This is a genomic window from Segniliparus rugosus ATCC BAA-974 (assembly GCF_000185725.2).
Taxonomy (GTDB): Bacteria; Actinomycetota; Actinomycetes; order Mycobacteriales; family Mycobacteriaceae; genus Segniliparus; species Segniliparus rugosus.
This window is the reverse complement of sequence record NZ_KI391953.1, coordinates 341627-365489: the sequence shown is the minus strand read 5'-3', so window position 1 is coordinate 365489 and position 23863 is coordinate 341627. Positions and strand designations below refer to the sequence as shown.

General features: G+C 68.2%; 22 protein-coding genes and 2 tRNA genes. 11 read left to right on the top strand and 13 right to left on the bottom strand.

Features of this window, described 5'->3' with window-relative positions; genetic code table 11:
* Positions 1-12: 12 nt before the first annotated feature.
* Together HMPREF9336_RS01790 and pruA are read right to left on the bottom strand one after the other, a co-directional pair.
* Positions 13-1005: a proline dehydrogenase family protein gene (locus HMPREF9336_RS01790; protein ID WP_021029929.1), complete on the bottom strand. Its 993-nt coding sequence runs from the start codon at positions 1003-1005 to the stop codon at positions 13-15.
* Positions 1002-2630 carry an L-glutamate gamma-semialdehyde dehydrogenase gene (pruA, locus tag HMPREF9336_RS01785; RefSeq protein WP_007471930.1) on the bottom strand — a complete coding sequence of 543 codons (1629 nt, stop codon included), beginning with the start codon at positions 2628-2630 and terminating at the stop codon, positions 1002-1004. Before pruA ends, HMPREF9336_RS01790 begins: the two co-directional genes overlap by 4 nt.
* Positions 2631-2799: 169 nt before the next feature.
* Here pruA and HMPREF9336_RS01780 point away from each other — a divergent pair, with 169 nt between their 5' ends.
* Complete coding sequence (locus HMPREF9336_RS01780) at positions 2800-3240, top strand: nuclear transport factor 2-like protein (RefSeq protein ID WP_007471932.1); 441 nt, start codon at positions 2800-2802, stop codon at positions 3238-3240.
* Between the two features lie 63 nt (positions 3241-3303).
* On the opposite strand, the gene ettA is transcribed toward HMPREF9336_RS01780, so the two are convergent.
* Genes ettA through HMPREF9336_RS01765 form a run of 3 tightly spaced genes read right to left on the bottom strand, consistent with a single transcriptional unit; the run spans position 3304 to position 6362 of the window.
* Complete coding sequence (gene ettA, locus HMPREF9336_RS01775; RefSeq protein WP_007471935.1) at positions 3304-4980, bottom strand: energy-dependent translational throttle protein EttA; 1677 nt, start codon at positions 4978-4980, stop codon at positions 3304-3306.
* Positions 4981-4989: 9 nt separating this feature from the next.
* On the bottom strand, positions 4990-5916 hold the full coding sequence (locus tag HMPREF9336_RS01770; protein WP_021029928.1) for a serine/threonine dehydratase: 927 nt from the start codon (positions 5914-5916) through the stop codon (positions 4990-4992).
* Positions 5913-6362 (bottom strand): GNAT family N-acetyltransferase, encoded by a 450-nt coding sequence (locus HMPREF9336_RS01765; RefSeq protein ID WP_007471939.1) that lies wholly within the window; start codon positions 6360-6362, stop codon positions 5913-5915. Before HMPREF9336_RS01765 ends, HMPREF9336_RS01770 begins: the two co-directional genes overlap by 4 nt.
* 135 nt (positions 6363-6497) lie before the next feature.
* Here HMPREF9336_RS01765 and HMPREF9336_RS01760 point away from each other — a divergent pair, with 135 nt between their 5' ends.
* Positions 6498-6914 carry a transposase gene (locus HMPREF9336_RS01760; RefSeq protein WP_021029926.1) on the top strand — a complete coding sequence of 139 codons (417 nt, stop codon included), beginning with the start codon at positions 6498-6500 and terminating at the stop codon, positions 6912-6914.
* Between the two features lie 78 nt (positions 6915-6992).
* Here HMPREF9336_RS01760 and HMPREF9336_RS01755 read toward each other — a convergent pair.
* A tRNA-Arg gene (locus HMPREF9336_RS01755) sits at positions 6993-7066 on the bottom strand.
* A gap of 288 nt (positions 7067-7354) precedes the next feature.
* Between HMPREF9336_RS01755 and HMPREF9336_RS01750 the strand changes: the two genes are divergently transcribed.
* Both HMPREF9336_RS01750 and HMPREF9336_RS01745 read left to right on the top strand, forming a co-directional pair.
* Complete coding sequence (locus HMPREF9336_RS01750; RefSeq protein WP_021029925.1) at positions 7355-8185, top strand: SDR family NAD(P)-dependent oxidoreductase; 831 nt, start codon at positions 7355-7357, stop codon at positions 8183-8185.
* A 94-nt stretch (positions 8186-8279) separates the two neighbouring features.
* On the top strand, positions 8280-8477 hold the full coding sequence (locus HMPREF9336_RS01745) for a CsbD family protein (RefSeq protein WP_007471944.1): 198 nt from the start codon (positions 8280-8282) through the stop codon (positions 8475-8477).
* Between the two features lie 81 nt (positions 8478-8558).
* Here the strand turns inward: HMPREF9336_RS01745 and polA are convergent, their stop codons facing one another.
* The 3 genes from polA to HMPREF9336_RS01730 all read right to left on the bottom strand — a co-directional run bounded on the left by polA (position 8559) and on the right by HMPREF9336_RS01730 (position 13153).
* Positions 8559-11273: a DNA polymerase I gene (polA, locus tag HMPREF9336_RS01740; RefSeq protein ID WP_007471946.1), complete on the bottom strand. Its 2715-nt coding sequence runs from the start codon at positions 11271-11273 to the stop codon at positions 8559-8561.
* A gap of 22 nt (positions 11274-11295) precedes the next feature.
* A complete protein-coding gene (locus HMPREF9336_RS01735) occupies positions 11296-12003 on the bottom strand; it encodes an ANTAR domain-containing response regulator (protein ID WP_021029924.1) in 708 nt (235 codons plus the stop codon).
* Positions 12004-12268: 265 nt separating this feature from the next.
* Positions 12269-13153, bottom strand: a complete 885-nt coding sequence (locus HMPREF9336_RS01730) for a helix-turn-helix domain-containing protein (RefSeq protein ID WP_007471950.1) — start codon at positions 13151-13153, stop codon at positions 12269-12271.
* Positions 13154-13377: 224 nt separating this feature from the next.
* On the opposite strand from HMPREF9336_RS01730, the gene HMPREF9336_RS01725 reads away from it, so the two are divergent.
* Positions 13378-14946 (top strand): flavin-containing monooxygenase, encoded by a 1569-nt coding sequence (locus HMPREF9336_RS01725; protein WP_007471953.1) that lies wholly within the window; start codon positions 13378-13380, stop codon positions 14944-14946.
* A 34-nt stretch (positions 14947-14980) separates the two neighbouring features.
* On the opposite strand, the gene HMPREF9336_RS01720 is transcribed toward HMPREF9336_RS01725, so the two are convergent.
* From HMPREF9336_RS01720 to HMPREF9336_RS18220, 4 genes are all read right to left on the bottom strand, one after another.
* Positions 14981-15769, bottom strand: a complete 789-nt coding sequence (locus HMPREF9336_RS01720; protein WP_244431628.1) for a metal-dependent hydrolase — start codon at positions 15767-15769, stop codon at positions 14981-14983.
* A gap of 369 nt (positions 15770-16138) precedes the next feature.
* A complete protein-coding gene (locus HMPREF9336_RS18225) occupies positions 16139-16351 on the bottom strand; it encodes a hypothetical protein (RefSeq protein ID WP_007471957.1) in 213 nt (70 codons plus the stop codon).
* Positions 16352-16542: 191 nt separating this feature from the next.
* Positions 16543-16615 (bottom strand) — tRNA-Leu (locus tag HMPREF9336_RS01715).
* 50 nt (positions 16616-16665) lie between these two features.
* Positions 16666-16929, bottom strand: a complete 264-nt coding sequence (locus HMPREF9336_RS18220; RefSeq protein ID WP_007471958.1) for a hypothetical protein — start codon at positions 16927-16929, stop codon at positions 16666-16668.
* Between the two features lie 88 nt (positions 16930-17017).
* Here HMPREF9336_RS18220 and dprE1 point away from each other — a divergent pair, with 88 nt between their 5' ends.
* From dprE1 to HMPREF9336_RS01685, 6 genes are read left to right on the top strand one after another with little or no spacing between them, the layout of a single operon-like run.
* Positions 17018-18424, top strand: a complete 1407-nt coding sequence (dprE1, locus tag HMPREF9336_RS01710) for a decaprenylphosphoryl-beta-D-ribose oxidase (RefSeq protein WP_007471960.1) — start codon at positions 17018-17020, stop codon at positions 18422-18424.
* Positions 18425-19180 (top strand): decaprenylphospho-beta-D-erythro-pentofuranosid-2-ulose 2-reductase, encoded by a 756-nt coding sequence (gene dprE2 / locus HMPREF9336_RS01705; RefSeq protein ID WP_007471962.1) that lies wholly within the window; start codon positions 18425-18427, stop codon positions 19178-19180.
* On the top strand, positions 19177-21090 hold the full coding sequence (locus tag HMPREF9336_RS01700; protein WP_021029921.1) for an arabinofuranosyltransferase: 1914 nt from the start codon (positions 19177-19179) through the stop codon (positions 21088-21090). Before dprE2 ends, HMPREF9336_RS01700 begins: the two co-directional genes overlap by 4 nt.
* A 5-nt stretch (positions 21091-21095) precedes the next feature.
* Positions 21096-22022 (top strand): SAM-dependent methyltransferase, encoded by a 927-nt coding sequence (locus HMPREF9336_RS01695; protein ID WP_007471965.1) that lies wholly within the window; start codon positions 21096-21098, stop codon positions 22020-22022.
* Positions 22009-22941, top strand: coding sequence for an SAM-dependent methyltransferase (locus tag HMPREF9336_RS01690; RefSeq protein ID WP_007471967.1), 933 nt, complete (start codon positions 22009-22011; stop codon positions 22939-22941). Before HMPREF9336_RS01695 ends, HMPREF9336_RS01690 begins: the two co-directional genes overlap by 14 nt.
* Positions 22942-22948: 7 nt before the next feature.
* Positions 22949-23851: an SAM-dependent methyltransferase gene (locus HMPREF9336_RS01685; protein ID WP_007471969.1), complete on the top strand. Its 903-nt coding sequence runs from the start codon at positions 22949-22951 to the stop codon at positions 23849-23851.
* Positions 23852-23863: the final 12 nt, after the last annotated feature.

Genomic DNA, 23863 nt, shown 5'->3' with positions numbered 1-23863 from the left:
TCACCATTGTCCTCATCGTCGTCCGAGCAGCGCGCGGAGGAAGAAACCGACGTTCGCGGGCCGCTCCGCGAGCCTGCGAGTGAAATACCCATACCACTGCCCGCCGTAGGGCACGTAGATGCGCACCCGCGCGCGCGAGGCGGCCAGCCGCGCCTGCTCGTCCGGGCGGACGCCGTAGAGCATCTGGTATTCGTAGCTCGCCGCGACGCGCCGGGTCGCCGAGGCGAGCCTGCCCGCCTCGGCGATCATCGCCGGATCGTGCGAGGCGACCATCGGGTACCCCCCGCCTTCGAAGAGAATCGCCAGGCACCGCCGGTAAGCGGAGTCGACCTCCCTTTTGTCCTGGTAGGCGACGGAATCCGGCTCTTGGTACGCGCCTTTGCACAGCCGGATCCGCGAGCCGGGCACGGCGAGATCCCGGCAGTCCGCCTCCGTGCGCCGCAGATAGCTTTGCAGCACCGCGCCGGTCTGCGGGAAGTCCGACCGCAGCTCCCGCACGAGCGCGAGCGTGCCGTCCGTGGTCGTGTGGTCCTCCATGTCCACCGTGACCAGCGCTCCGACCTCATCCGCCTTCGCGCACACCTCCTGCGCGCCCGCCAGGGCGATCGATTGGCCGCCGGGCAAAGACTGCCCGAACGCGGAGAGTTTGATCGAGGCCTCCACCGCGCCGTCCGCGAGGACTCGCCCGCGCGCGGCAAGCTCGTCGCGCAGTCCCCCCAGCCCGTCCAGCAGCGCCAGGTACGCCCGGACCGTCGCTTGCGCCTGCTCCCGGTCGCGGACGTTCTCGCCGAGGTAGTCGACCGAGACGAAACGCGTCGCCAAGAGCTGCGCCACAGCGGGAAGCGCGTCTTCCAGCGTGTCGCCGGCGACGAATCGGGAGACCACCGCCCTGGTGAAGGCGAAGCGTTGCGAGAGCGCTTCGAGCCGCTGGCTCTTCGACGCGGCGAGCAGCGCCGGGCGCATCGGGTTCCGCAGCGTCCGGGCCAGGGCCGCCCCGTCGCTCATGAGGCCATATGCGGATAAGCGTGGCCCACCGAGGGGACGAACGTCTCCTTGATCGACCGGGGCGAGACCCAGCGCGCCAGGTTGAGCTTCGAGCCCGCCTTGTCGTTCGTGCCCGAGGCCCTGCCGCCGCCGAACGGCTGCTGGCCGACCACGGCCCCGGTGGGCTTGTCGTTCACGTAGAAATTCCCCGCCGCGAAGCGCAGCGCCCGATGCGCCTGCTCGACAGCGGCCCGGTCCCGCGCGAAGACCGCCCCGGTGAGCGCGTATTTCGAGGTCGTGTCCACCAATTCGAGCACATCCGGCCATTCGCCGTCGGCGTAGACGTACACCGAGAGGATGGGGCCGAAGTACTCGACGCGCATCGCCTCGTCGGTCGGGTCCTCGGCCAGCAGCACCGTTGGGCTCACGAAATAGCCTTCGCTGTCGTCGACGGAGCCTCCCGCGAGAATCCGCACGTCCGGCGCGCTGCGCGCCCGGTCCAGCGCTGCGGCGTGCTTGTCGAACGCTCTGCGGTCGATGACCGCGCCGCCGAAGTTCGCGAAGTCCGCGACGTCGCCGTAGCGCAGCCCGCCCGCCGTCCCGACCAGCTCGTCCTCGATCTTCGCCCAGAGCGACCGTGGGATGTAGGCGCGGGAAGCCGCGGAGCATTTCTGCCCCTGGTATTCGAAGGCGCCCCGGACGAGCCCGGTCACCAACGCGTCCGGGTCCGCGCTCGGGTGGGCGAGCACGAAGTCTTTGCCGCCGGTCTCCCCCACGATCCTCGGATAGCCCCGATAGTTCGCGATGTTCGCCCCGACCTGCGACCAGAGCTTCTGGAAGGTGGCCGTGGAGCCGGTGAAATGGATCCCGGCAAGGCCGGGGTCGGCGAGGAGCGCCTCGGAGACCGCGAGCCCGTCGCCGTGCACGAGGTTGATCACCCCCGGCGGCAGCCCCGCCTCGGTCAGCAGCTCCAAAGTCAGCTGCGCGGAGAGCGCTTGCGACGGCGACGGTTTCCATACAACCGTATTGCCCAAGAGCGCGGGAGCGGTCGGGAGATTCCCGCCGATCGCGGTGAAATTGAACGGCGTGATCGCATAGACGAAGCCTTCCAGCGGCCGGTACTCCACGCGGTTCCACACTCCGGGCGAGCTCACGGGCTGCTCGGCCAGCAGCTCGCGGGCGAACGCCACGTTGAACCGCCAAAAGTCGATCAGCTCGCACGCGGCGTCGATCTCTGCCTGGTGCACCGACTTGGACTGGCCCAGCATCGTGGCCGCGACCAGCTTCGCCCGCCACGGCCCCGCAAGGAGGTCCGCCGCCCTGAGGAAGACCGCCGCGCGCTCGTCGAACGAGAGCTCGCGCCACGAGGCCGAGGCTTGCCCCGCCGAGGCGGCCGCCGCTTTCGCCTCGTCTGCCGTCGCGTTGCGCAGCTCCCCGAGGACGTGGCGAAACCGATGGGGGGCGACCACCGCGACAGGCTCCCCCGACCCGACGACCGGCCTGCCCCCGATGACATGCGTCAGATCCGCGATCCGAGAACTCAACTCGGCGATGCTCGCCCGCACCGCCGCGCGCTCGGCGGAACCGGGCGCATACCCCAGTACCGGCTCGTTCGCGGGCGGCGGGACCATTGTGACCGCGTCCATGCGACCTCCCTTCCATCAGTGATCGCTTTTCGCCAGCTTAAGCCAAATCCGCGGCCGCCGCAGCGCCGAATCCGTCAAGAACGGGTTATACTTAAAAACATAGAACCTATGCCGCAGGCCACAGCCTTGTGTCCGCCGCGGCAACCCCGGACCCAAGGAGGCCACAGAGATGAGCGTCGCCGACGACTTCCGCCGAGCCATCGAGAACCGAGACCCCGCAGCGGTTTCGGAGCTGCTCTCGCCGGACATCCGGTTCTACTCCCCTGTCAAATTCAGCCCGTTCGAGGGCAAAGAGACCGTGCTCGCCCTCTTCAACGTCCTCACGACCGCCGTCTTCACCGATTTCCGCTACGTCGGCCAGTACGAGGGCTCTTCGGCGAAGGAGCCGGGCGGCGCGCCGCGCGAATCGCACGTGCTGCTCTTCCGGGCAAAAGTCGGCGAGAAACTGATCAACGGGGTGGATATCCTCGAGCCCGGCGAGAACGGCTTGATCGAGACCTTCACCGTGATGCTCCGCCCGTTCTCCGCCGCGCAAACCGTGTCCGAAGCCGTGCTCGCTGGCTTCGCCAAGCTCTACGGCGAAGCCAGCGTCGCCGCCCCGAGCAGCTGAGCGCCAGCGGAGCAGGTGCATGAGCGGCCGACAACGCGGCGAGGCGCCGCGCGGACCCCGAGGTCAGCCTCTGGTGAGCTTGCGGTGCGTCACAGAATGCGGGCGGGCCGCGTCCGGGCCGAGGCGTTCGATCTTGTTCGCCTCATAGCCCTGGAAGTTCCCTTCGAACCAGAACCAGCTCGCCGAGTTCTCGTCGGTGCCCTCCCACGCGAGGATGTGGGTGCAGGTGCGGTCGAGGAACCAGCGGTCGTGGGAGATCACCACGGCGCAGCCGGGGAACTTCTCCAGCGCGTTCTCCAGCGAGGAGAGGGTCTCCACGTCGAGGTCGTTGGTCGGCTCGTCGAGGAGGATCAAGTTCCCGCCCTGCTTGAGCGTGAGCGCCAGGTTGAGCCGGTTGCGCTCGCCGCCGGAGAGCACGCCCGAGGGCTTCTGCTGGTCCGGCCCTTTGAACCCGAACGCGGAGACGTAGGCGCGGGACGGGATCTCGGTCTGCCCGACCTGGATGTAGTCGAGGCCTTCGGAGACCACTTGCCAGACCGTCTTCGTGGAGTCGATCCCCGCGCGGTTCTGGTCGACGTAGCTGAGCTTGACGGTCTCGCCGATCTTCACCGTGCCCGAATCCGGGGATTCGAGGCCGACGATGGTCTTGAAGAGCGTGGACTTGCCGACGCCGTTGGGCCCGATCACCCCGACGATGCCGTTGCGCGGCAGCGTGAACGAGAGGTCTTTGATCAACAAGCGGTCGCCGAAGCCCTTGTCCAGATGGTCGACCTCGACCACCACGTTGCCCAGGCGGGGGCCTGCGGGGATCTGGATCTCCTCGAAGTCGAGCTTGCGGGTCTTCTCCGCCTCGGCGGCCATCTCCTCGTAGCGGGTGAGTCGGGCCTTGTTCTTGGCCTGGCGGGCCTTCGCGCCCGACCTCACCCACGCCAGCTCCTCCTGGAGGCGCTTTTGCAGCTTCTGGTCCTTCTTGCCCTGGACTTCGAGCCGTTCGGCCTTCTTCTCCAGGTACGTGGAGTAGTTGCCCTCGTACGGGTAGGCGCGGCCCCGGTCGAGCTCGAGGATCCACTGGGCGACGTTGTCGAGGAAGTACCGGTCGTGGGTGACGGCGAGGACGGCTCCGGGGTAGCTCGCGAGGAACTGCTCCAGCCACAGCACGCTCTCCGCGTCCAGGTGGTTGGTCGGCTCGTCCAACAGCAGCAGGTCCGGCTTGGAGAGCAGCAGCTTGCACAGCGCCACCCGGCGGCGCTCGCCGCCGGAGAGATGCGCGACCGACTCGTCCGCGGGCGGGCAGCGCAGCGCGTCCATCGCCTGCTCCAGCTGGGAGTCCAGATCCCAGGCGTCGGCGTGGTCGATCTCCTCCTGGAGCCGCCCCATCTCCTCCATGAGCTCGTCGGAGTACTCGGTCGCCATCAGCTCGCCGATCTCGTTGAAGCGGTCGAGCTTCGTCTTGATCTCGCCGAGGCCCGCCTCGACGTTCTGCTTGACGGTCTTCTCCTCGTCGAGCTCCGGCTCCTGCATGAGGATGCCGACAGTCGCCTCCGGCGCGAGGAAGGCGTCGCCGTTGCCCGGCTGGTCCAGCCCCGCCATGATCTTCAGGACGCTGGACTTGCCGGCTCCGTTCGGGCCGACGACGCCGATCTTCGCCCCAGGGAGGAAGGCAAGGGTCACATTGTCGAGGATGACTTTGTCGCCGTGCGCTTTGCGCACGTTGCGCATGGTGTAGATGAAATCCGCCACCGGACCATCTTAGGCCAACGACGTGTTCGCCCCGCACAGGACCACAACCGCCCGGCCCGACACGCGCACCGCCCCGCTCATCAGCCCGGCGAGCGCGGTCGCCCCGGACGGTTCGACCACAATCCGGCAGCGCTGCCACAGCCAAGCCTTCGCCTCGAGGATCTCCTCGTCGGCCACGAGCGCCGACTCCACGCCCTTCGCGGTCGCGACTTCGAAAGCGAGAGCGCCCAAAACACTCGCCCCGAGGGCGTCCTGCGCGACGGAGTCGACTTCGACCCGGACCGGCTCCCCCGCCGTCAACGCGGCGCGCAACGTCGGGCAGCCGGCCGGCTCCACCCCGACGACCCGCCAACTGTCGGGCACGGCCGAGGCGACCCCGGCCACCAAGCCGCCCCCGCCGACCGCGATCAGCACAGTCGCCGCCGCATCGCCGAGATCCTCCACCAGCTCCACACCGATCGTCCCCGCCCCCGCCACCACCTCGGGCAAGTCGTAGGCGTGCAGCGGCAACGCTCCGCTCGCGCGCCCGATCCGCGCCGCCTCCTCGTACGCCTCGGCGTACACCGCGCCGTGCTGCACCACCTCGGCCCCATGCTCGTGCAGTTGGGCGACTTTCGCAGCGGGAGCCGTCACCGGGACGACCACCGTGGCCGGACAGCCGACGAGCCGGGCCGCCCACGCCGCCGCGAGACCCGCGTTGCCGCCCGACGCGATCACCACGCCCGCCTCGCCAAGCGCTCCACGCTCGCGGGCCGCGAGCACCGCGTTCACCATCCCGCGCGCCTTGAACGAGCCAGTGTGCTGCAGAAACTCCAGCTTGAAGTCCACCTCCAGCTCGCCGTCCCCGGTCGGAACCTCGACGCGGACCACCGGGGTGCGCCGCACTCGCCCGACGACGCGCTCGCGGGCGGCCAGCACATCCCCGTACGCGGTCACAGCGGCTTCCGGAAGTGGAAGCTCGTGATCGTGTAGCCGTGCTTGAAATACTGCCGGTGCGCGGTCGCCCGTGCGGGCGCCGTCCCCGAATCCAGCTCGACCCCGCCGCAGCCGAGCCGTTCCGCCTCCTCGTCCGCCCAGGCGAGCAGCCGAGCGGCATGCCCCTTCCCCCGATGCTCGGGCAACGTGGACAGATCGTCGATATAGAGGTGCTTGCCGGAGACCAAGTTGTAGTTCAACCGGAAACCGGCCACCGCGACCGCCTGATCGGAGCCCTCAGGGAACACCCCGACGAGCCGGTAGCCGAGCGGACGCTGCAACTCGTCCACCTGGCTCACGAACACCTCCTCGTCGGGGATGTGCGGCCGCAGCTCCCGCATCGCCGACCATCCGCGCGCCGTCTCGCCGGGGCCGATCTCCTCGATCATCGCAGTCTCTTCGCTCACCCGCATGAGCCTACTGCCGCCCGCAAGCTGTTACGCTGAAACACGAGAGCGACGTGGGGCTTCTCGTCGTGGGTCGATTCGGGGTGTTTCGGCGCGGCCTCGCGGCGCATCCCGAAAGGGAAGGGTGCTGGCGAGATGGGTCCTCGAACGAATCCCCAAGCGCGCGCGGACGCGGCGCGGCAAGTCGTGTCCGGCGAGCGGACCGCCGTCGAGCTCGCCCGCGAACTCGGAGTGCAGCCCTCCACCGTGTGGCGCTGGGCGCGCCGCCACGCCGACGAGCACGGCCTGCCATCGCCCAAGCCCCCGCGCGACCTGCACCGCGCACCCTCCAAAGCGGACGCGCTCCTCGCAGGCGTCACCACGCGAGAAGAACTCGTCGCGCGATTGCAAGCGCACCGAAGCGCCGCGCGGGAACGAGCGCGGCCAGCGGAGCGGACCCCTCGGCACGAGAGCAAACGCACCCGCGTGCCGTACCAAGACCAACAGTCCGCCGTCAAGCAATACCTGCAGAAAAAGCCACCGCGCGCGAACTCGCGGCGCGGCACGGGGTGAGCGTCACGACGGTCCACTACTGGGTGCGCGAGTACCGGACCGAGCGCGGGATCTTCTGACCCGCCCGGAAATCTCTCGTGACCCCAGCTGGACTCGAACCAGCGACCTAGAGATTAGAAGGCTCTTGCTCTATCCAGCTGAGCTATGGGGCCGGTGACCGGCGGTTCTTCTGGAGGGAAATCGGCCTCCGGTCTTCCATGATGGAATTCTACAGCCTCGCAGAAACGGTTTCAGCCCCTGAGGCCCCGCCTCGGCCAAGTCCCAGAAGACCGCCCGGCCGCGTGCGACGGGCGGCGAGCAGGAGCCCCGGATCCGCTCTCCCGCTCGATATCCCCGGCTGGCCGCAGAGCTATCGATGCGCCTCCCCCTCCCGCCGACGACGGCATAACCATGTCCGCCTCGGTCCGACGCCTGTTTCCGCGCTCTGCTACCGTGCCGATGTGAACTATTTCGCTGGCAAAGTCGCCGTCGTCACTGGAGCAGGATCGGGAATCGGGCGCGCGCTGAGCGTGGAGCTGGCCCGCCGAGGAGCGAAGCTGGCGATCAGCGACATCGACGTGGACGGGCTGGCCGAGACGAAGCGCCTGGTCGAGGCGGCGGGCGGAACGGTCAAGGCCGACCGGCTCAACGTCGCCGAGGAGCAGGCGGTCTTCCTGTACGCCGACCAGGTGAAAGAGCATTTCGGCACGGTCCACCAGGTGTACAACAACGCGGGCATCGCGTTCTTGGGGGATTTCGAGAAGAGCTCTATCAAGGACATCGAGCGCGTGGTGGACGTCGACTTCTGGGGCGTGGTGTACGGGACCAAGGCGTTCCTGCCGCATCTGATCGAGTCCGGGGCCGGGCACGTCGTCAATGTCTCGAGCATCTTCGGCCTGTTCTCGGTGCCGAGCCAATCCGCATACAACGCGGCGAAGTTCGCGGTGCGCGGGTTCACCGACGCGCTGCGCCAAGAGCTGCGCGCGGCGCGGCGCCCGGTGAAGGTGACCACTGTCCATCCGGGCGGCATCAAGACGAACATCGTCAACAACGCCGTGTTCGACGAGGACTACGACGGGGCGGGGACGATGCGGCTGTTCCAGCAGCTGGCGATCACCACCCCCGAGCGCGCCGCGAAGATCATCTTGAACGCGGTCGGCCGAGGCAGCTCCCGAGTGCTGGTCGGCCCGGACGCGAAGCTCCTCGACCTTTTCGTGCGCCTGACCGGGACCTGGTACGAGGGCGCGGTCAGGCTCGTCACGAGCCGAGCGGTCCCGAAGACCAAAAAATGAGACGAATATCACTTTAGCGTCGGCTGCGGCATGGCTAGACTGGCCGAGTCCGGTGAAACGGCCGGACCCAGCTCACACGCGAATGGAGAATGTCATGGGCATCGCTGACAAGGCAGAAGAATTCGGCGGGAAGGCGAAGGAGGCGGCCGGCGATCTGACCGACAACGATCAGCTCAAAGCCGAAGGGCTCGCCGATCAGGCTTCCGCGAAGATCAAGCAGGCCGCCGAGGACGTGGCGGACAAGGCCAAGGACGTTGTCGACGGCATCAAGGACAAGCTGAGCGGCAAGTAGGCCGCCAGGAACGAAAACGAATTGGGGCTCCGCCGGAATTCCGGCGGAGCCCCAATTCGTTCCATGCGGCGGACCGGGCGCTCAGTGCGCGGCAGCGTCCCAGTTCGCCCCGAAACCGACGGAGACGTCCATCGGGACCAGCAGCTCGATAGCCGAGCCCATCTGCTCGGACACGAGCGCGGCCAGCTCTTCGCGCTCGCCGTCCGCGACTTCGAGCACCAACTCGTCGTGGACTTGCAGCAACATCCGCGAGCGCATCTCGCGTTCGGCCAGCGCTTCTGCCACATGGATCATCGCGACCTTGATGATGTCCGCCGCGCTGCCCTGGATCGGGGCGTTGAGCGCGGCCCGCTCCGCGACGGCGCGCTGCTGCTGGTTGTCGCTGGTGAGGTCCGGCAAGTAGCGCCTGCGCCCGAACAGCGTCTCGGTGTACCCCTTGCGCCGCGCCTCCTCGACCACCGCGTGCAGGTAGTCGCGGACCCCGCCGAACCGGGCGAAGTACGCGTCCATCTGGGCTTTCGCCTCTTCCCCCGAGACGCCGAGCTGCGACGCGAGGCCGAACGCGGACAGGCCGTAGGCGAGGCCGTAGCTCATCGCCTTCACCCGCCTGCGCAGCTCGGCGCCCACCTCGTCGATCGGCACGCCGAACGCGCGCGAGGCGACGAAGTTGTGCAAGTCCTCGCCGGTGCGGAACGCCTCGATGAGCCCATCGTCCCCGGAGAGGTGCGCCATGATGCGCATCTCGATCTGCGAGTAGTCCGCGGTCATCAGCGCCTCGTGCCCCTCGCCGACCACGAAGACGCCCCGGATCCGCCGCGCCTCGTCGGTGCGCACCGGGATGTTCTGCAGGTTCGGGTCCGTCGAGGACAGCCTGCCGGTGGCCGCCACGTCCTGGCGGAAGGTGGTGTGGATCCGCCCGTCCGGGCCGATCGCCTTGATCAAGCCCTGCGCCGTGGTCATGAGCCTGGTCGCGTCCCGGTGTTCGAGCAGGTACAGCAGGAACGGGTGCTCGGTCTTCTCGAAGAGCCACTGCAACGCGTCCGCGTCCGTGGTGTGCCCGGTCTTGGTCTTCTTCGTCTTGGGCATGCCGAGCTCGTCGAAGAGCACCACCTGCAGCTGCTTGGGCGAGCCGAGGTTGATCTCTTTCCCGATCACCGAGTACGCGGATTCTGCGGCCTGCTTCACTCGGGCGGCGAAGTCCGCGTGCAGGCCCGCCAGGCCGTCCTGGTCCACCGCGATCCCGGCTTCCTCCATCCTGGCAAGGACGAAGGTGAGCGGCAGCTCCATCGTGCGCAGCAGGTCGGCGGAGCCCGCCTTGTCCAGCACGTCGTCCAGAGCGCCGCCCAGCTCGCGGATGGCGGCGGCCTCCGTGATCGAGTCGTCGGCCTCCTTGTCCTCGCCCGTTGAGTCGTCGAGCAGGGAGAGCTGCTTCTCCCCGCCGTCCTCTGGGCCGAGCTGGCGGCGCAGATACCGCAGCGCGAGGTCGGGGAGGTTGAAGGAGCGCTGTCCGGGCCGGGCGATGTACGCGGCGAGGCCGGTGTCCGTTGTGACGCCCGCGATCTCGGCGAAACCGCCGCCCCGCAACGCGTGCGTGGCCCATTTCGCCTCGTGGAACGCCTTGGGCACGGCGGGGTCGGCGAGCCAGCCGTCCAGCGCCCGCACGTCCTCCGGGGTCATCGTCTCGGTGCGGATCGCCGCGCCATGCCCGTCCGCGCCCGCGATCGCGACGAGCCACGCGCCGCCACCGTCTTTGAGCGGCGTGCCGCCTCCCCCGGAGGGGACTTGCGCGCCGTGCACGGCCACGCCGCAGCGCTCCCCGTCCCGTGCGTGTTCGGCGAGCCACGCGCCGACCGCCCCAGGGGCGAGCAACTCGCCGGCCACCTCGACGCTTTCTTCCGCCTCCGGCTCCACCGCGCCCAGCGTCGCGAACAGCCGGTCGCGCAGCACCCGGAACTCCAGCCGGTCGAAGAGCGCGTGGACCTGGTCCCGGTCCCACTGCTGGCGCGTGAGGTCCGCGACCGCGTGGTCCACCTCCATGTCCCGGACCAGCTCGGTGAGCTGGCGGTTGCGCCGCACCTGGTCGAGATGGTCGCGCAGCGCCTGCCCGGTCTTCCCTGTGACCTCGTCGGCGCGCTCGAGCAGCTCGGCGAGGGAGTGGTAGGACTTCACCCAGCTCGACGCGGTCTTCTCGCCCACGCCGGGGATCTTCGGCAGATTGTCGCTCGGGTCGCCGCGCAACGCGGCGAAATCCGGGTATTGCGCCGGGCTGAGCCCGTATTTCTCCTCCACCTGCTCGGGGGTGTAGCGGATCAAGTCCGAGACCCCCCGGTTCGGGTACAGCACAGTGATGTCGGGGGTCACCAGCTGCAGCGCGTCCCGGTCCCCCGTCATGATGAGCACTTGGTAGCCCTGCTGCTGGCCTTGGGTGGCGTAGGTGGCGATGATGTCGTCCGCCTCGTAGCCCTCGTGCGCCTCCCACACGATCCCGAGCGCGCCGAGCACCTCTTTGATCAGGTCCACCTGTCCGGGGAAGGATTCCGGGGACTTGGACCGGGTGGCCTTGTACTCCGGGTACATCTGCGACCGGAACGTCTTGCGGGAGATGTCGAACGCGACCGCCACATGCGTGGGGTCCTCGTCGCGGAGCAGGTTGATGAGCATCGAGACGAAGCCGTAGACCGCGTTCGTCGTCAAGCCCTCGGCGGTCCGGAAATTCTCCTCCGGCAGAGCGTAGAAAGCACGGAACGCGAGCGAATGCCCGTCGAGCAGGAGAAGTTTATGCTTCGGCGAGTCCACCGGGCCAGTCTATGCGCTGCCCCTAATCGGCCAAGGGCCCTGGGGTCTCCGAGGAGACGCGCCTGCGCGGGCGGGGTTTGCGGGAGCCGGAATCCCCGAGCGGCGCGAGCGGCTCCGTTTCGCCCGTCCGCTTCTCGCTGAGCGTCGCGATCACCATTTCCGCCACGGCTTTCATCGTTTCGCGGCGGTCCATCGCCGAGCGCTGCAACCACTTGAACGCTTGCGCCTCGGTGAGCTTGTGGGTGTCCATGAGCAGCCCTTTGGCCTGGTCCACGATTTTGCGGGCTTCGAAGCGCTCTTGGAGGGTCAGCACCTCTTTCTCCAGCGCGACAAGCTCCTCGAACCGGCTCACCGCCAGCTCGATCGCCGGGGCGAGGTCCGCCTGGGAGAACGGCTTGACCAGATACGCCAAGGCTCCGGCCTCCCTGGCGCGCTCGACCATGTCCCGCTGGCTGAACGCGGTGAGGATCACCACGGGGGCGATGCGGCCCTTCGCGATCTCGCTCGCGGCGTCGATGCCGTCGCGCACCGGCATCTTCACGTCCATCAAGACCAGGTCCGGGCGCAGCGAGACGGCGAGATCGACCGCCGACTGCCCGTCCGCAGCCTCGCCGACCACGGCATAACCTTCTTCTTTGAGCATCTCGACAAGGTCGAGACGGATGAGCGCCTCGTCCTCCGCGACTAAGACCCGCAACGCCCCGCTTCGGGCCTGAACTCCCTCTCCCAATGTCTTCGCCTCTCTCGAAATCGAACCAGCCGGACCGCAGTTTTGACTCCGTCGCCGATCGAATACAGATCCACACTGTGCAAACCCCCACTGTACGGGATGGCGCAGACGGCGTCGACACTTGCAATTCCGCCCCCGGCCATCGGCTCATGGAACTCGGACGCCGACGTTCGCATGGCACAGACTTATGCAAACTCATTTTCTTTACTCAAAAATATAAATCTGCCGCCTAGCGCGCCGTCCTGCGCAACGGGGAGCGGCTCGGTCAGCTCCAGCGCCGGAGCAGGGAAAGCCCCTCGCGAAGCCGCACGACGTATTCGGCGAGCGCGGGCTGGGTGAACTCCACGCAGCTGCTCGGGGACCGCGACGACGAGGACGCGGAGATGATCCGGGGCTCGGAGTCAGGGCTGAACTCGACGTAGATCATCAGCGTTCGGCTGAACGCCGTGCAAGTCCCCAGGCGGATGCGCTGCGTGCCGTACGTCGCCCAGGCTTCCCGACTCTCGACCCAGCCGCCGACGATCCGCAGCCCCTCCTTGAACAGACCCAGCGCTTCCTGCCCTGTCCGCCTGGTGAACCAGACCTCGGTCCGGGCTCCGTCGTCCGAGACGAGTTTAGACAGCACGAGGGGGTCGTGGCCGTCCGCGTTTTCGGCGCACAGCGACAGCTCGCCGCCTTCCACCCGCACGGCGGCGAGCTCGCGATGGTCGACGCGGATCTCCGGCTCGCCGCCCGGGAGGGCGGGCGCGGCTCCCCATTCGGGCGATGGCGCGGCGCCCCCCTTCACCCTGCGGAGGTATTCGGCGACGAGATCCTCGCTCGGGACGCCCGGAAGGCTCACACGCCGGACCAGCCGCGCGACGTCCTGCGCCGTGATGTAGCCGCACAAAAGCAAGAGGTCGCCGTACTCCGAGCCGGTGATCTCGGCCATTAGCCGGATCTCTTCCAGGCTTGGCAGGTCGCCGTCCTCGACCCATCTGCGCTGGCGGTACAGGCTGATGCCGGTGAGCTCGGCGATTTTCTGCTGGGTGAGGTCGCACCGGCACTTGGCGCGCACGAGCCAGTTCGCCCATTCGGTGTCCGAACACCGCCGTTTGACCACGACATCCGCATGGTTCGGGCGCTTGATGTCGGCTTTCCGACTCATCATTCCTCGATGGTAAGACCTCAGCCCGGATATCGCGCGGGGAAGAACCCGGCCTCGTCCGGCGCGGGCAGGGCGATCGCGCCTTCCCGCCGGAGCGCGGGGCCAGCCCAATAATGACGGACTAGAAGTACCGTATACTCTTGGTATCAAGCACTCGTAGTTTCCTTGTAGCGAAGCTCTCGACGCAGACTACTATCACGTATACGAGCCCCGCAGGAGGCAGCCCCGTGACCGACACCCCCCGCGTGTACACCGTCGTCATCATCGGCGCGGGCCCCGGCGGCATCACCGCCGGAGTCAAACTGAAAGCAGCGGGCATCGAGGATTTCGTCATCATCGACCGCAACAGCGACTTCGGAGGCACCTGGATCTCCAACAACTACCCCGGTCTCGCGATCGACGTCCCCGGCCTCGCGTTCCAATTCCCCTTCCGCCGCAATCCGGACTGGGCCCGTTTCTACCCATTCCGCGACGACATCCTGAGCTACCACCAGAAAGTCGCCGAAGAGTTCCGCCTGACCCCGCACGCCCGCTTCGGACTCGAAGTGGTCGAGGAGCGCTGGAACGAGGAGTCCGGCCACTGGGAGGTGCGCACGCACGACGGCGAGGTCATCCGCGCCCAGTTCGTCATCTCCGCGCTCGGCTGGTTCGTCAACCCGAAGGAGGATCCGGGCATCGCCGGCTGGCGCGACTTCAAAGGCAAGGTGCTGCGTCCGCTGGGCTGGGACTGGGATTACGACCTGGCCGGCAAGCGCGTCGCCGTCGTGGGCACCGGGTCCAGCGCCGTGCAGATCATTTCCAGCATCGCCCCGCAGGTCGAGCGCCTCGACGTGTACCAGCGCACCCCGGCGTGGATCGCCCCCAAACCCGACTTCGCGACCAGCCGCGCGCACCGCGCCTTCCTCAAGCTCCCCGGCGTCGGCGCGGCCTTCGACGCGATGACGCTCATCGGGGTGGAGATCTTCCTCCGGCTCGCGATCCACATGCCCGCCAGCCTGTTCGCACTGGGGGCAAAGAGCATGATCGCCGCGATGCGCCGGTTCAACGCCTGGTGGGTGCGCCACGAGGTCAACGACCCCGAACTCGCGAAGAAGCTCATCCCCGACTACGGGTTCGGCCACAAACGCCCCGCGCTGTCCAACGAGTACCTCAAGGTCTTCAACCGCGACAACGTCGAGCTGGTCACCACTCCCATCGAGCGGATCACCGCGTCCAGCGTGCGCACCGCCGACGGGGTCGAGCGCGAGGTGGACGCGATCGTGCTCGCCACCGGCTACGAGCTGTTCTCCGACCCGGAGACGTACCGGAAAGGCGCGGTGGTCGGCAGGGACGGCTTCGACCTCGGCGAGTTCTACGCCAACAACCCGTTGCAGGCATACCAGGGCGTCATGGTGCCCGGCCTGCCGAACCGCTGGATCCAAATGGGCCCGTACGGGTTCAGCATCACCAGCTTGCACACCGTGGCCGCCGCGAACACCGACTTCGCGATCAACGCCATCCGCGCGGTCCAGGCGCGAGGGGCGCAGTCCATCGAGGTCGCCCCGGAGGCGAACCGGCGGTACTTCGAGCGGATCCGCCGCAACAACCGGAACTTCCAGCGGTACTTCACCGAGTTCAACCCCGGCCGCACGTACTACGTGAACTCGCACGGCGACTTCATGACGTTCCGGCCCACCGGCGCGCTCGAACACCGCAGGGCGAGCAAGAACCTCGTCCTCGACGACTACATCTTCCGACCCTTGCCCGCCCCGGCCGCGCGGCAAGAGGCGGCAGCCGCCGCGCCGAACGCCTCCTAAGCCGAGGCCTCAGCCGCCTCCGGGCGGCGGCGCGTCACAAAGCCCGGTCGGCCAGGGCGCCCCGCGCCCCGAACAGCTTGTCCGTCCAGCCGCCCAGCAGCTCGGTCGTGTCGATGTCGTCGGGATGGAAACTCGGGCGCAGACACCCGCCGAGGTCTCTCATCGTCCCCTTCACCAGCGGGCTCCGGTACAGCTCGACGATTTGCCGGAGCACCCGCCTCGGCTTCCACCCGCTCGGGTTCCATCCGCCCGGATCGGTCAGCACCGACAGCAGCACCCCCGCCGCCGCCCCGGGAACCGTCCCGAAAGACATCGGCAGGAAGACCCCGACGCGCAGCCATTCCAGCCCGCCGGACGCGCGGTAGAGGTCGAACACCACCGACTTGTGCTCCAGCTCCTCGTAAGCGTGCCAGCCCAAGAAGCTCCACACTTCCGGGTCGTCGGGGATGGCCCACCTTCTCGTCGCCCAACAACCTGCTGGGCGAGCACCGCGGTGTAATGCTCGATAGCCGCCGACACCGCCAGCATGACCAGCCCCGGAACGCGCTGCTCGATCTTCTCGGCGCGCGGGGTGACCATGAGGTGGAACCATACGGCCAGCTTGGAGCCGATGTAGCCCTTCTCCGCGAGCAAGCGGTAACCGATCGTGCTCGCCGCTGTGCATCAACTCTTGGCCGACCAGGCCGACGACCCTTTTCTTCAACAGAAGGTCGGCGATCCCGCCCAGATCCCGCAGGGCCGAACGGATCACCACCTCCTCGCCCGACGGGATGACCCCGGAGAGGAGGCGGACGAAGTGGCTCACAACGATGTTGCCCTGCATGAAATGGCGTTTCATCGAGTCGGACCCCGCCGAATCGGAACCGCATCCGCCGCACTTTCAGCAGCCCCTTCCCGATTGATTGTCTTATCGGTCCAACAGACTCCATGTCCAGAATTCCCGACGCTTTCCAATGCGACGCGGCCCCGGCCACCGTTCCGCAGTGTCCGCGCTATGGCATACCCCAGATATGGGTCATATCGCAGAGCGATGATGCCATCACGTAGGACATCGAGTGCCTAAGAGCATGATTTAAGTAACAGAAAAATCTCTCACTCGCCGCTGACCATGGGAAATCCTGCGCCGTACCGTCACAATGGAACCGGCAGCGAGCTAGCGCCAAACAGCTCCGAGGACAGCCGCCGCCCTGATCTAGTCGCCCCGAATGCATACCCCGTATTCGAGATAGCCTCGCTCATGTCGGCCCGCCCCGATCCCAAGGATCACCGTCTCACGGCCCTCCGGGGAGAGCGCGCCGCCCCGGAAGTAGGCCCCGGCCGAGTCCTCGGCGAGCAGGCGGCGCCGAGTCAGGCCCGCAGGGATCCGTTGTACGCGTTCTGCCGCGCCGGAGCAATATCGCTCCATGACGCTGGCGTGATCACGACGGCGCCGCCCACACGCTTAGCGGATACGTACGAACGAAATCGGGAAGGGTCGGACCCGGGTCCAGAAAAAACCGCCCTGAAGGGCGCGCGGCGGCGAACACGTCCGGATTTACTCCCGTCAAGCATCCATGACCAGCGCAAAAAACCAACGCAAAAAGTCGCCGCAGAAAGTGCCCCAGGTGGGATTCGAACCCACACTGTACGGGTTTTGAGTCCGTCGCCTCTACCGTTGGGCTACCGGGGCCAGTGCGACGTTCGACTATAGCGGATGACGCGGGATTTGGCGAACAGCTTTCATAGCGGCTCCTGCCCGGTCGGGATCCGCTCCTCGATGGGCTCGAACACGCGCTCCGGGCCGTCTGGCGTGATCACCGGTTTCATGCTCTTCTTCGGCGCTATGAGCACTGCCGATTTCTGCCTCGGCGTCTTGCCGTCAGGCGGGGCCCAATGGATGCGGTCGCCGAACCCCGGATCCGGCCGGTCCGGAACCGGGGCGGGAATGCCACGTCCCGAATCTCGTCGAACGGCAGCCGACGCGCCCCGAGCGGAAAGCAGCAACGGCGCAGCGCCACGCCGTCCTCGTACGACGGTTCCGTCGCGATAAGGCGTTCCCTTCGCTCTGGCCCGGTGTAGTAGCCTCTAGCCGATGTCTACTCCTCTCGGCCTTGAGACCACGCCGAAGCTGCTCACTGGCTGGGCGCGCACGGCGGCCACGAAAGCAGAGGTCCTGTCGGTTCTCGACCCGCAGCAGGCGGTCGACGCGGTGACGGCGGTCGCGCGGCACAACGCCGATGTCGCGCCGTCGAAGCGGCGAGGGGTCCTCGCCAGGGGCCTGGGGCGCTCTTACGGGGACCACGCGCTCAACGCGGGCGGCGTGGTGCTCGATATGACGCGGTTGAGCAAGGTGCATTCGATCAGCGCCGAGACGCGGATCGCGGACGTCGACGCGGGGGTGAGCCTCGATCTGCTGATGAAGGTCGGCCTGCCGCTCGGGCTGTGGGTGCCGGTCCTGCCCGGCACCCGGCAGGTGACGGTCGGCGGGGCCATCGGCAGCGACATCCACGGCAAGAACCACCACAGCGCGGGGAGCTTCGGCAACCACGTCCGCTCGATCGATCTTTTGCTCGCCAGCGGCGAGGTCCGGACCATCGCCCCGGACGGCCCGGACTCGGCCTTGTTCTGGGCGACGGTGGGCGGTTGCGGCCTGACCGGCGTGATCCTGCGGGCCAAGATCGAGATGACGCCCACCGAGACCGCCTATTTCATCGCGGACGGGGACGTCCCCGCTTCGCTGGAGGAGACCGTCGCGCTGCACAGCGACGGCTCCGAGTCGAACTACACCTACTCTTCCGCGTGGTTCGACGCGCTCTCCGCGCCGCCGAAGCTTGGGCGGTCGGTCGTCTCGCGGGGCTCGCTCGCCACGATCGACCAGCTGCCGGTGGAGCTGCAGAAGAACCCGTTGAAATTCGACGCGCCGCAGTTCTTCACCGCGCCGGACGTGTTCCCGAACGGCCTGGCCAACAAGTTCACCTTCGGCTCGTTGACCGCCGTCTGGTACAAGCTGGGCAAGACCTACCGGGGCAAGATCCAGAACTTGACGCAGTTCTACCACCCGCTCGACATGATCGGGGAGTGGAACCGCGCATACGGCTCGGCGGGGTTCTTGCAGTACCAGTTCATCGTCCCGCCAGAGGCGGTCGAGGAGTTCAAGCGGATCATTGTGGACATCCAGGCTTCCGGGCACGTCTCGTTCCTGAACGTGTTCAAGCTTTTCGGGCCGGGGAACCAGGCCCCGCTCTCGTTCCCGATCTCGGGCTGGAACATCTGCGTGGACTTCCCGATCAAACCCGGCCTGCACGAGTTCCTCAGCGGGCTGGACGCGCGGATCCTGAAGTTCGGCGGGCGCGTGTACACCGCGAAGGACTCCCGCGTCGCCCCGGAAACCTTCCACGCCATGTACCCAAGGATCGGCGAGTGGATCGACATCCGCAGATCCGTCGACCCGGACGGCGTGTTCACGTCCGACCTTGGCAGAAGATTGGAGCTTGTGTAAATGATCAACGCTGTCGGCGTTCCCAAATCCTTGCTGCTGCTCGGCGGCGCCTCTGAGATCGCGCTCGCCATCGCCGAGGAGCTGCTCGCGTCCGGCTCGCTCGCCGTGACGCTCGCGGCCCGGCCCGGCCCGGCCCGCGACGCGGCGGCAAAGCGGCTCGAAGGCAAAGGGGCGAAAGTCCGCGCCGTCGACTTCGAGGCGACCGATTTCGCGAGCCATCCCAAGACCATCGGGGCCGCCTTCGAGGCGGGCGACGTCGACGTGAGCGTCGTCGCGTTCGCCGTGCTCGGCGACGCGGAGGAGAATTGGCAGGACCAGGCCAAAGCGGTCGAGCTCGCCCAGGTCAACTACACCGCCTCCTTGTCGGTCGGCGTGCTGCTCGGCGAGCAGATCAAGCGCCAGGGGCACGGGCGGATCATCGCCCTCTCCTCGGTCGCGGGCGAGCGGGTGCGCCGGGCGAACTTCGTCTACGGCTCCTCGAAGGCAGGGTTCGACGGCTTCTACCTCGGGCTCGGCGAGGCGCTGGCCGAACACGGCGGCAAAGTCACCGTCGTGCGCCCCGGCCAGGTCCGCACCAAGCTCAGCGCCGGGCATCCCCCCGCTCCGCTGACCGTGGACCCGCAGGACGTCGCGAAGGCGGCGGTCGCGGGGATGCGCGCGGGCAAGGAGATCGTCTGGGTCCCCTTCGCGTTCCGCCTTGTCATGAGCGTGTTCCGGCACCTGCCCCGCGCCGTCTTCCGTAAACTCCCCGTGTGAGTCTCGCCAGGCTTCGGACCGTCGAGCCCCTGCTCGGGCTCGCGGTGGCCGCGCTCGTCAGCCTCGTCGGCTTCAAGGCCGTCGCCGCGATCCGCTGGCCCTCGTACAACAACTCGTATGTGCCGTACGCGGCGACGACGGCGGGCCAGCTGGTCTGCCTCGCCCTGGCCCTGTGGGCCGCGCTGCGGCTGCGGAGCGGGAAGCGTTGGGGCGAGCCGCTGGCGTGGCTGTCGATTTCGGGGTTCGCCGCCGCGACGCTCACGCTGCCGCTCGGCTCCACCCGGCTGTTCCTCTTCGGGATCACCATCGACCCGCAGTTCCGCACCTCGTACCTGACCAGGTTCGCGGACTCGCCCGCGCTCGCGGACATGACCTATCCGGACATGCCGCCGTACTACCCGCCCGCGTGGTTCTGGATCGGCGGGCGGCTCGCCCACCTCGCGGGGTGGCCGGGCTGGGCCGCGTACAAGCCCTATTCGATCCTGAGCATCGCGGTCGCCGCCGTGGGGACCTACCTGCTCTGGTCGAAGGTGCTGCGCAGAGACCGGGCGCTGGTCGTCGCGCTGGTCGAGACCGCCGTGATCATCGTGCACGGAGCCCCCGAACCCTACGGAGCCGTCCTCGCCCTCCCTCTGCCCGCTGTCCTCGTCCTCGCCTACCGGGCGCTCAAGCGCGGCGGACGCGGGGTCTGGGGGGTCGGCGTGTACCTCGGCCTCGCCGCGCTCACCTACACCCTCTACGCCGGGTACGCGGCCCTCACGGTCTTCCTCCTCGCCGTCTCCGCGGGCCGAAGCGTCGGCAGGCCCGCGTACACACGTCTGGTCGGCATGGCCGCGGTCTCCATCCCCATCGCGCTCGTCAGCTGGGGGCCGTGGCTCTACGCGGCGCTGCGCCGCCCGCCCGCCACCGACATGGCCCCTCGGTTCATGATGCGCAACGGGGCGACTCTGGCGCTGCCGATGACGTGGACGCTGATCTCCGGGGCGGCGTGCCTGGCCGGGACGCTCTGGATCGTGGGCTGGTTCCGCCGCAACCACATCGCGCACGCCCTCGGGGTCGCGACGGGCTCCGCGTACCTCGTGACGTTCGCGTCGTTCCTGCGTTCCCTCGAAGGCAGCACCCTGCTCTCGTTCCGCCTGCTCGTGCCGCTCTTGGCCGTCCTGACCTCGGCGGGCGCGCTGGCGTTCCTGCTCGGGGCGCGGGTGCTCGCCGTCCGGCTCCGAGGCGTCGGCGGGCGGCGGTTCGACGTGCGCGCCATCACGGCGGCGTTCGCGGTCGTCCTCGCCGTCTCCTACGCCCAGTCCATGCTCAACCTCATGGTGGAGCCGTTCACCGTCGCCAACACCGACACGGACGGGGACGGGCGCCGAGGGGACGGACAGGCCCCCGACGAGGGCCGGTACTACCGGGACATCGACCAGACGATCCGCCAGGTCACCGGAAAACAACCGCACGACCTCGAAGTCCTCACCGCCGACTACGGCTTCCTCGCGATCTACCCGTATTGGGGCTTCCAGGCGCTCACCCCGCATTACGCCAATCCGCTCGCGCATTTCGCCGACCGCTCCGAGGCGATCAAGTCCTGGGCGAAGCTCGCCACTGCCGACGAGCTGGTCAAAGCGTGGGACGCGTTGCCGTGGCGAGCGCCCGACGTGGTCCTCTTCCGCCGCGCCTCAGAGGGCAAATACCTCCTGCGGCTGTCCGTCGACATCTTCCCGAACCAGCCCAACGTCGTCCGCGAGGACGTGCTGTTCGACTCGAAGCTCTTCCCCCCGACCGCTTCGTCGCCCGCGACTTCGGGCCTTTCTCCGTGGTCATCCGGCGCCACTGAGGCCGAGGGAACTTTCTGCGCCCGCCGCCCGTTCGATGTATATTGCATAGGGCTAAACAACTACGAGCCGAAGGGGTAGCGCGGATGGCCAGAACGGACAACGACAGCTGGTCGATCACCGAATCGGTCGGGGCCACCGCGCTCATGGTGGCGGTGGGCCGAGCCTTGGAGGCGCGCCAGCCGCAGCCGCTCGCGTCGGACCCGTTCGCCGAGCAGTTCGTCCGCGCCGCAGGCGAGGGGTTCTGGGCCAAAGCCCTCGACGGCGACATCGACCTCACGAGCCTGCCCAAGCCCCGGTTCGCCGATCGGATACGCGACCACATGGCCGTCCGCACGCGATTCTTCGACGACCTCTTCGACCAAGCGGCGCGCAGCGGCGTCCGCCAATTCGTCATCCTCGCGGCGGGACTGGACTCCCGCGCCTGGCGGCTCGACTGGCCGGACGGCTCCGCCGTCTACGAGCTGGACCAACCGCAAGTGCTCGCGTTCAAGACGCAGACCCTGGCCGGACACACCCCGAAGGCCGACTACACGCCTATCGCCGTCGATCTGCGCGACGACTGGCCCGCCGCGCTCGCGGACGCGGGCTTCGACCCGGCGAAGCCGACCGCCTGGCTCGCCGAAGGGCTCCTCGCGTACCTCCCCGCCGCCGCGCAAAACCTGCTCTTCGAACGGATCGCGACGCTCTCGGCCCCCGGCAGCCATGTCGGGGTGAACGCCCGCATCGGCGGGAACTACGCCGCCGAGCGCCCGTTCTGGCAACAGGCGCGGGAGGAACTCGCCGCGCAGGGGCTCGACCTGGACATGCAAGACCTCATCTACGCGGAGGATCGGGACGACCCTGCGGATTGGTTGTCCGCGCGCGGCTGGCTCACCCGCGTCAGCACGGACGAGGCCTTACTCAAAGGGGCGGACCGGGCCTTCGAGACCGACGAGGAAGAACACGCCCCCCGGATCCAGTACATACACGCCACGCAGCCCACGGCGGAGAGCAGCGATGCCGCGAACTGACGACGACACCTGGTCGATCACCGAGTCCGTCGGAGCCACCGCGCTGTTCGTGGCGAGCGCGCGGGCCTTCGAGGCGCGCAAAGCGGACCGGCTCGCCACGGACCAGTTCGCCGAGCCGCTGGCGAAGGCGGCGGGCGGGGAATGGGCCCAAGCCCTGCGCGGCGAAGGGCCGATTTACGACGTGCTCGGGCAGGGCTGGTTCGGCGAGCATTTCCAGCGGTTCCAAGGGGCGCGGACGAAATACTTCGACGAGGTCTTCGCCCGAGCAGCGGCGGCGGGGGTGCTGCAGTTCGTCATCCTCGCCTCGGGCCTGGACTCGCGCGCCTACCGCCTCGCCTACCCGAACGGCAGCCGGGTCTTCGAGCTCGACCAGCCCCAGGTGCTCGAATACAAAGCTCGCACGCTCTCCGAGATCGGCGCGAAGCCCGCGACCGGCAGGGTCACCGTGCCCATCGACCTGCGCCACGACTGGCCGGCAGCGCTGACCGCCTCGGGGTTCGACCCGGCGAAGCCGACGGCATGGCTCATCGAGGGGCTGCTCATGTACCTGCCGCCGGAAGCCGAGACGCTGCTCTTCGAGCGAGTGGTCGCGCTGTCCGCCCCAGGCAGCTGGGCTGGGATCGAGCATATGCAGCCGATCGAAGCCGACGCGATGGTCCAGAGCATGCGCGCTTTCGAGCCAGGCCCCGCGAGGGGCGGCGCAGGCTCGCACGAGGATTTCGCCGACCTCATCTACAACGATCCGCGCCCCGACCCGGTCCAATGGTTCGCGGCCAAGGGCTGGGCCGCCGAAGGCGTTCCCCTCGCCGAGCACATGGCGCAGCTCGGCTGCCCGGTCGAAGCCCCTGTGCCGGGGCAGCCTGTCCCCGCCACGCCGTTCAGCACGACCACACTGGTGGCCGCGCGCCTTCAGCCATAGGAGCACCATGCCCAGAACCGACAACGACACCTGGTCCATCGCCGAATCCGTCGGCGTCACCGCCGTCATGGTCGCGGCGGCCCGCGCTCAAGAGACCGCGAGGCCGGACGGGTTGATCGACGATCCGCACGCCGAAGCTCTCGTGCGCGCCTCAGGCGTGCCGTTCTTCATCCGAGCCCTCGACGGCGAGATCGACGCGGGGGACGATCCGCTCATCCAGGCCTACGCCGAGCACATGGTCTCGTACCAGGCCGTCCGCACCACGGTGTTCGACCGTTTCTTCCTCAAAGCCGCGAAGGCGGGCGTGTATCAGGCGGTGATCCTCGCCTCCGGCCTGGACTCGCGCGCCTACCGGCTGCCATGGCCGGGCGGCATGGCGGTCTTCGAGCTCGACCAGCCCCAAGTGCTCGCGTTCAAAGCGCAGGCGTTGGAGGACGTCGAGCCCACCGCCCAGCGCGTCGCCGTGCCGATCGACCTGCGCGACGACTGGCCGGAAGCGCTGGTCGCCGCCGGGCTGGACCCGACGAAACCCGTCGCATGGCTCGCCGAGGGCCTGCTGCCCTACCTGCCCGCCGACGCGGAACGGCTCCTTTTCGAGCGAATCGACTCGCTCTCCGCCCCTGGCAGCCGGGTCGCGGTGGAGAACTGGCCCGACTCGCCCGTGTCCAAGGAGCGCCAGCAGCTGCAGCGACAACTCTGGTCGAAGATCGCCCCCGATCTGGATTTGAGCCTGGAAGACCTCGTCTTCCAGGAGCAGTCGCGGATCGACGTGCCCGGTTGGCTCGCCGAGCGGGGTTTCGCCGTGCAGAACACCCCGAGCGCGCAGGCCCTCGCCGAGTTCGGGCGCAGTCCCGACCCGCGCGTCGCGGACTCGCGCCCCCAAAGCTCTTTCGTCATCGCGACGCGCTGACCCCGACGAAAA

Excerpts from the sequence above, each read along its gene's own strand:
- dprE1 (WP_007471960.1), top strand. The coding sequence starts at position 17,018 with ATGTCTACTCCTCTCGGCCTTGAGACCACGCCGAAGCTGCTCACTGGC.
- HMPREF9336_RS01695 (WP_007471965.1), top strand. The coding sequence starts at position 21,096 with ATGGCCAGAACGGACAACGACAGCTGGTCGATCACCGAATCGGTCGGG.
- HMPREF9336_RS01720 (WP_244431628.1), bottom strand. The coding sequence starts at position 15,769 with ATGCAGGGCAACATCGTTGTGAGCCACTTCGTCCGCCTCCTCTCCGGG.
- HMPREF9336_RS18225 (WP_007471957.1), bottom strand. The coding sequence starts at position 16,351 with ATGGAGCGATATTGCTCCGGCGCGGCAGAACGCGTACAACGGATCCCT.
- pruA (WP_007471930.1), bottom strand. The coding sequence starts at position 2,630 with ATGGACGCGGTCACAATGGTCCCGCCGCCCGCGAACGAGCCGGTACTG.
- HMPREF9336_RS01780 (WP_007471932.1), top strand. The coding sequence starts at position 2,800 with ATGAGCGTCGCCGACGACTTCCGCCGAGCCATCGAGAACCGAGACCCC.
- dprE2 (WP_007471962.1), top strand. The coding sequence starts at position 18,425 with ATGATCAACGCTGTCGGCGTTCCCAAATCCTTGCTGCTGCTCGGCGGC.
- HMPREF9336_RS01790 (WP_021029929.1), bottom strand. The coding sequence starts at position 1,005 with ATGAGCGACGGGGCGGCCCTGGCCCGGACGCTGCGGAACCCGATGCGC.
- HMPREF9336_RS01760 (WP_021029926.1), top strand. The coding sequence starts at position 6,498 with ATGGGTCCTCGAACGAATCCCCAAGCGCGCGCGGACGCGGCGCGGCAA.
- HMPREF9336_RS01685 (WP_007471969.1), top strand. The coding sequence starts at position 22,949 with ATGCCCAGAACCGACAACGACACCTGGTCCATCGCCGAATCCGTCGGC.
- HMPREF9336_RS01730 (WP_007471950.1), bottom strand. The coding sequence starts at position 13,153 with ATGATGAGTCGGAAAGCCGACATCAAGCGCCCGAACCATGCGGATGTC.
- HMPREF9336_RS01690 (WP_007471967.1), top strand. The coding sequence starts at position 22,009 with ATGCCGCGAACTGACGACGACACCTGGTCGATCACCGAGTCCGTCGGA.
- HMPREF9336_RS01745 (WP_007471944.1), top strand. The coding sequence starts at position 8,280 with ATGGGCATCGCTGACAAGGCAGAAGAATTCGGCGGGAAGGCGAAGGAG.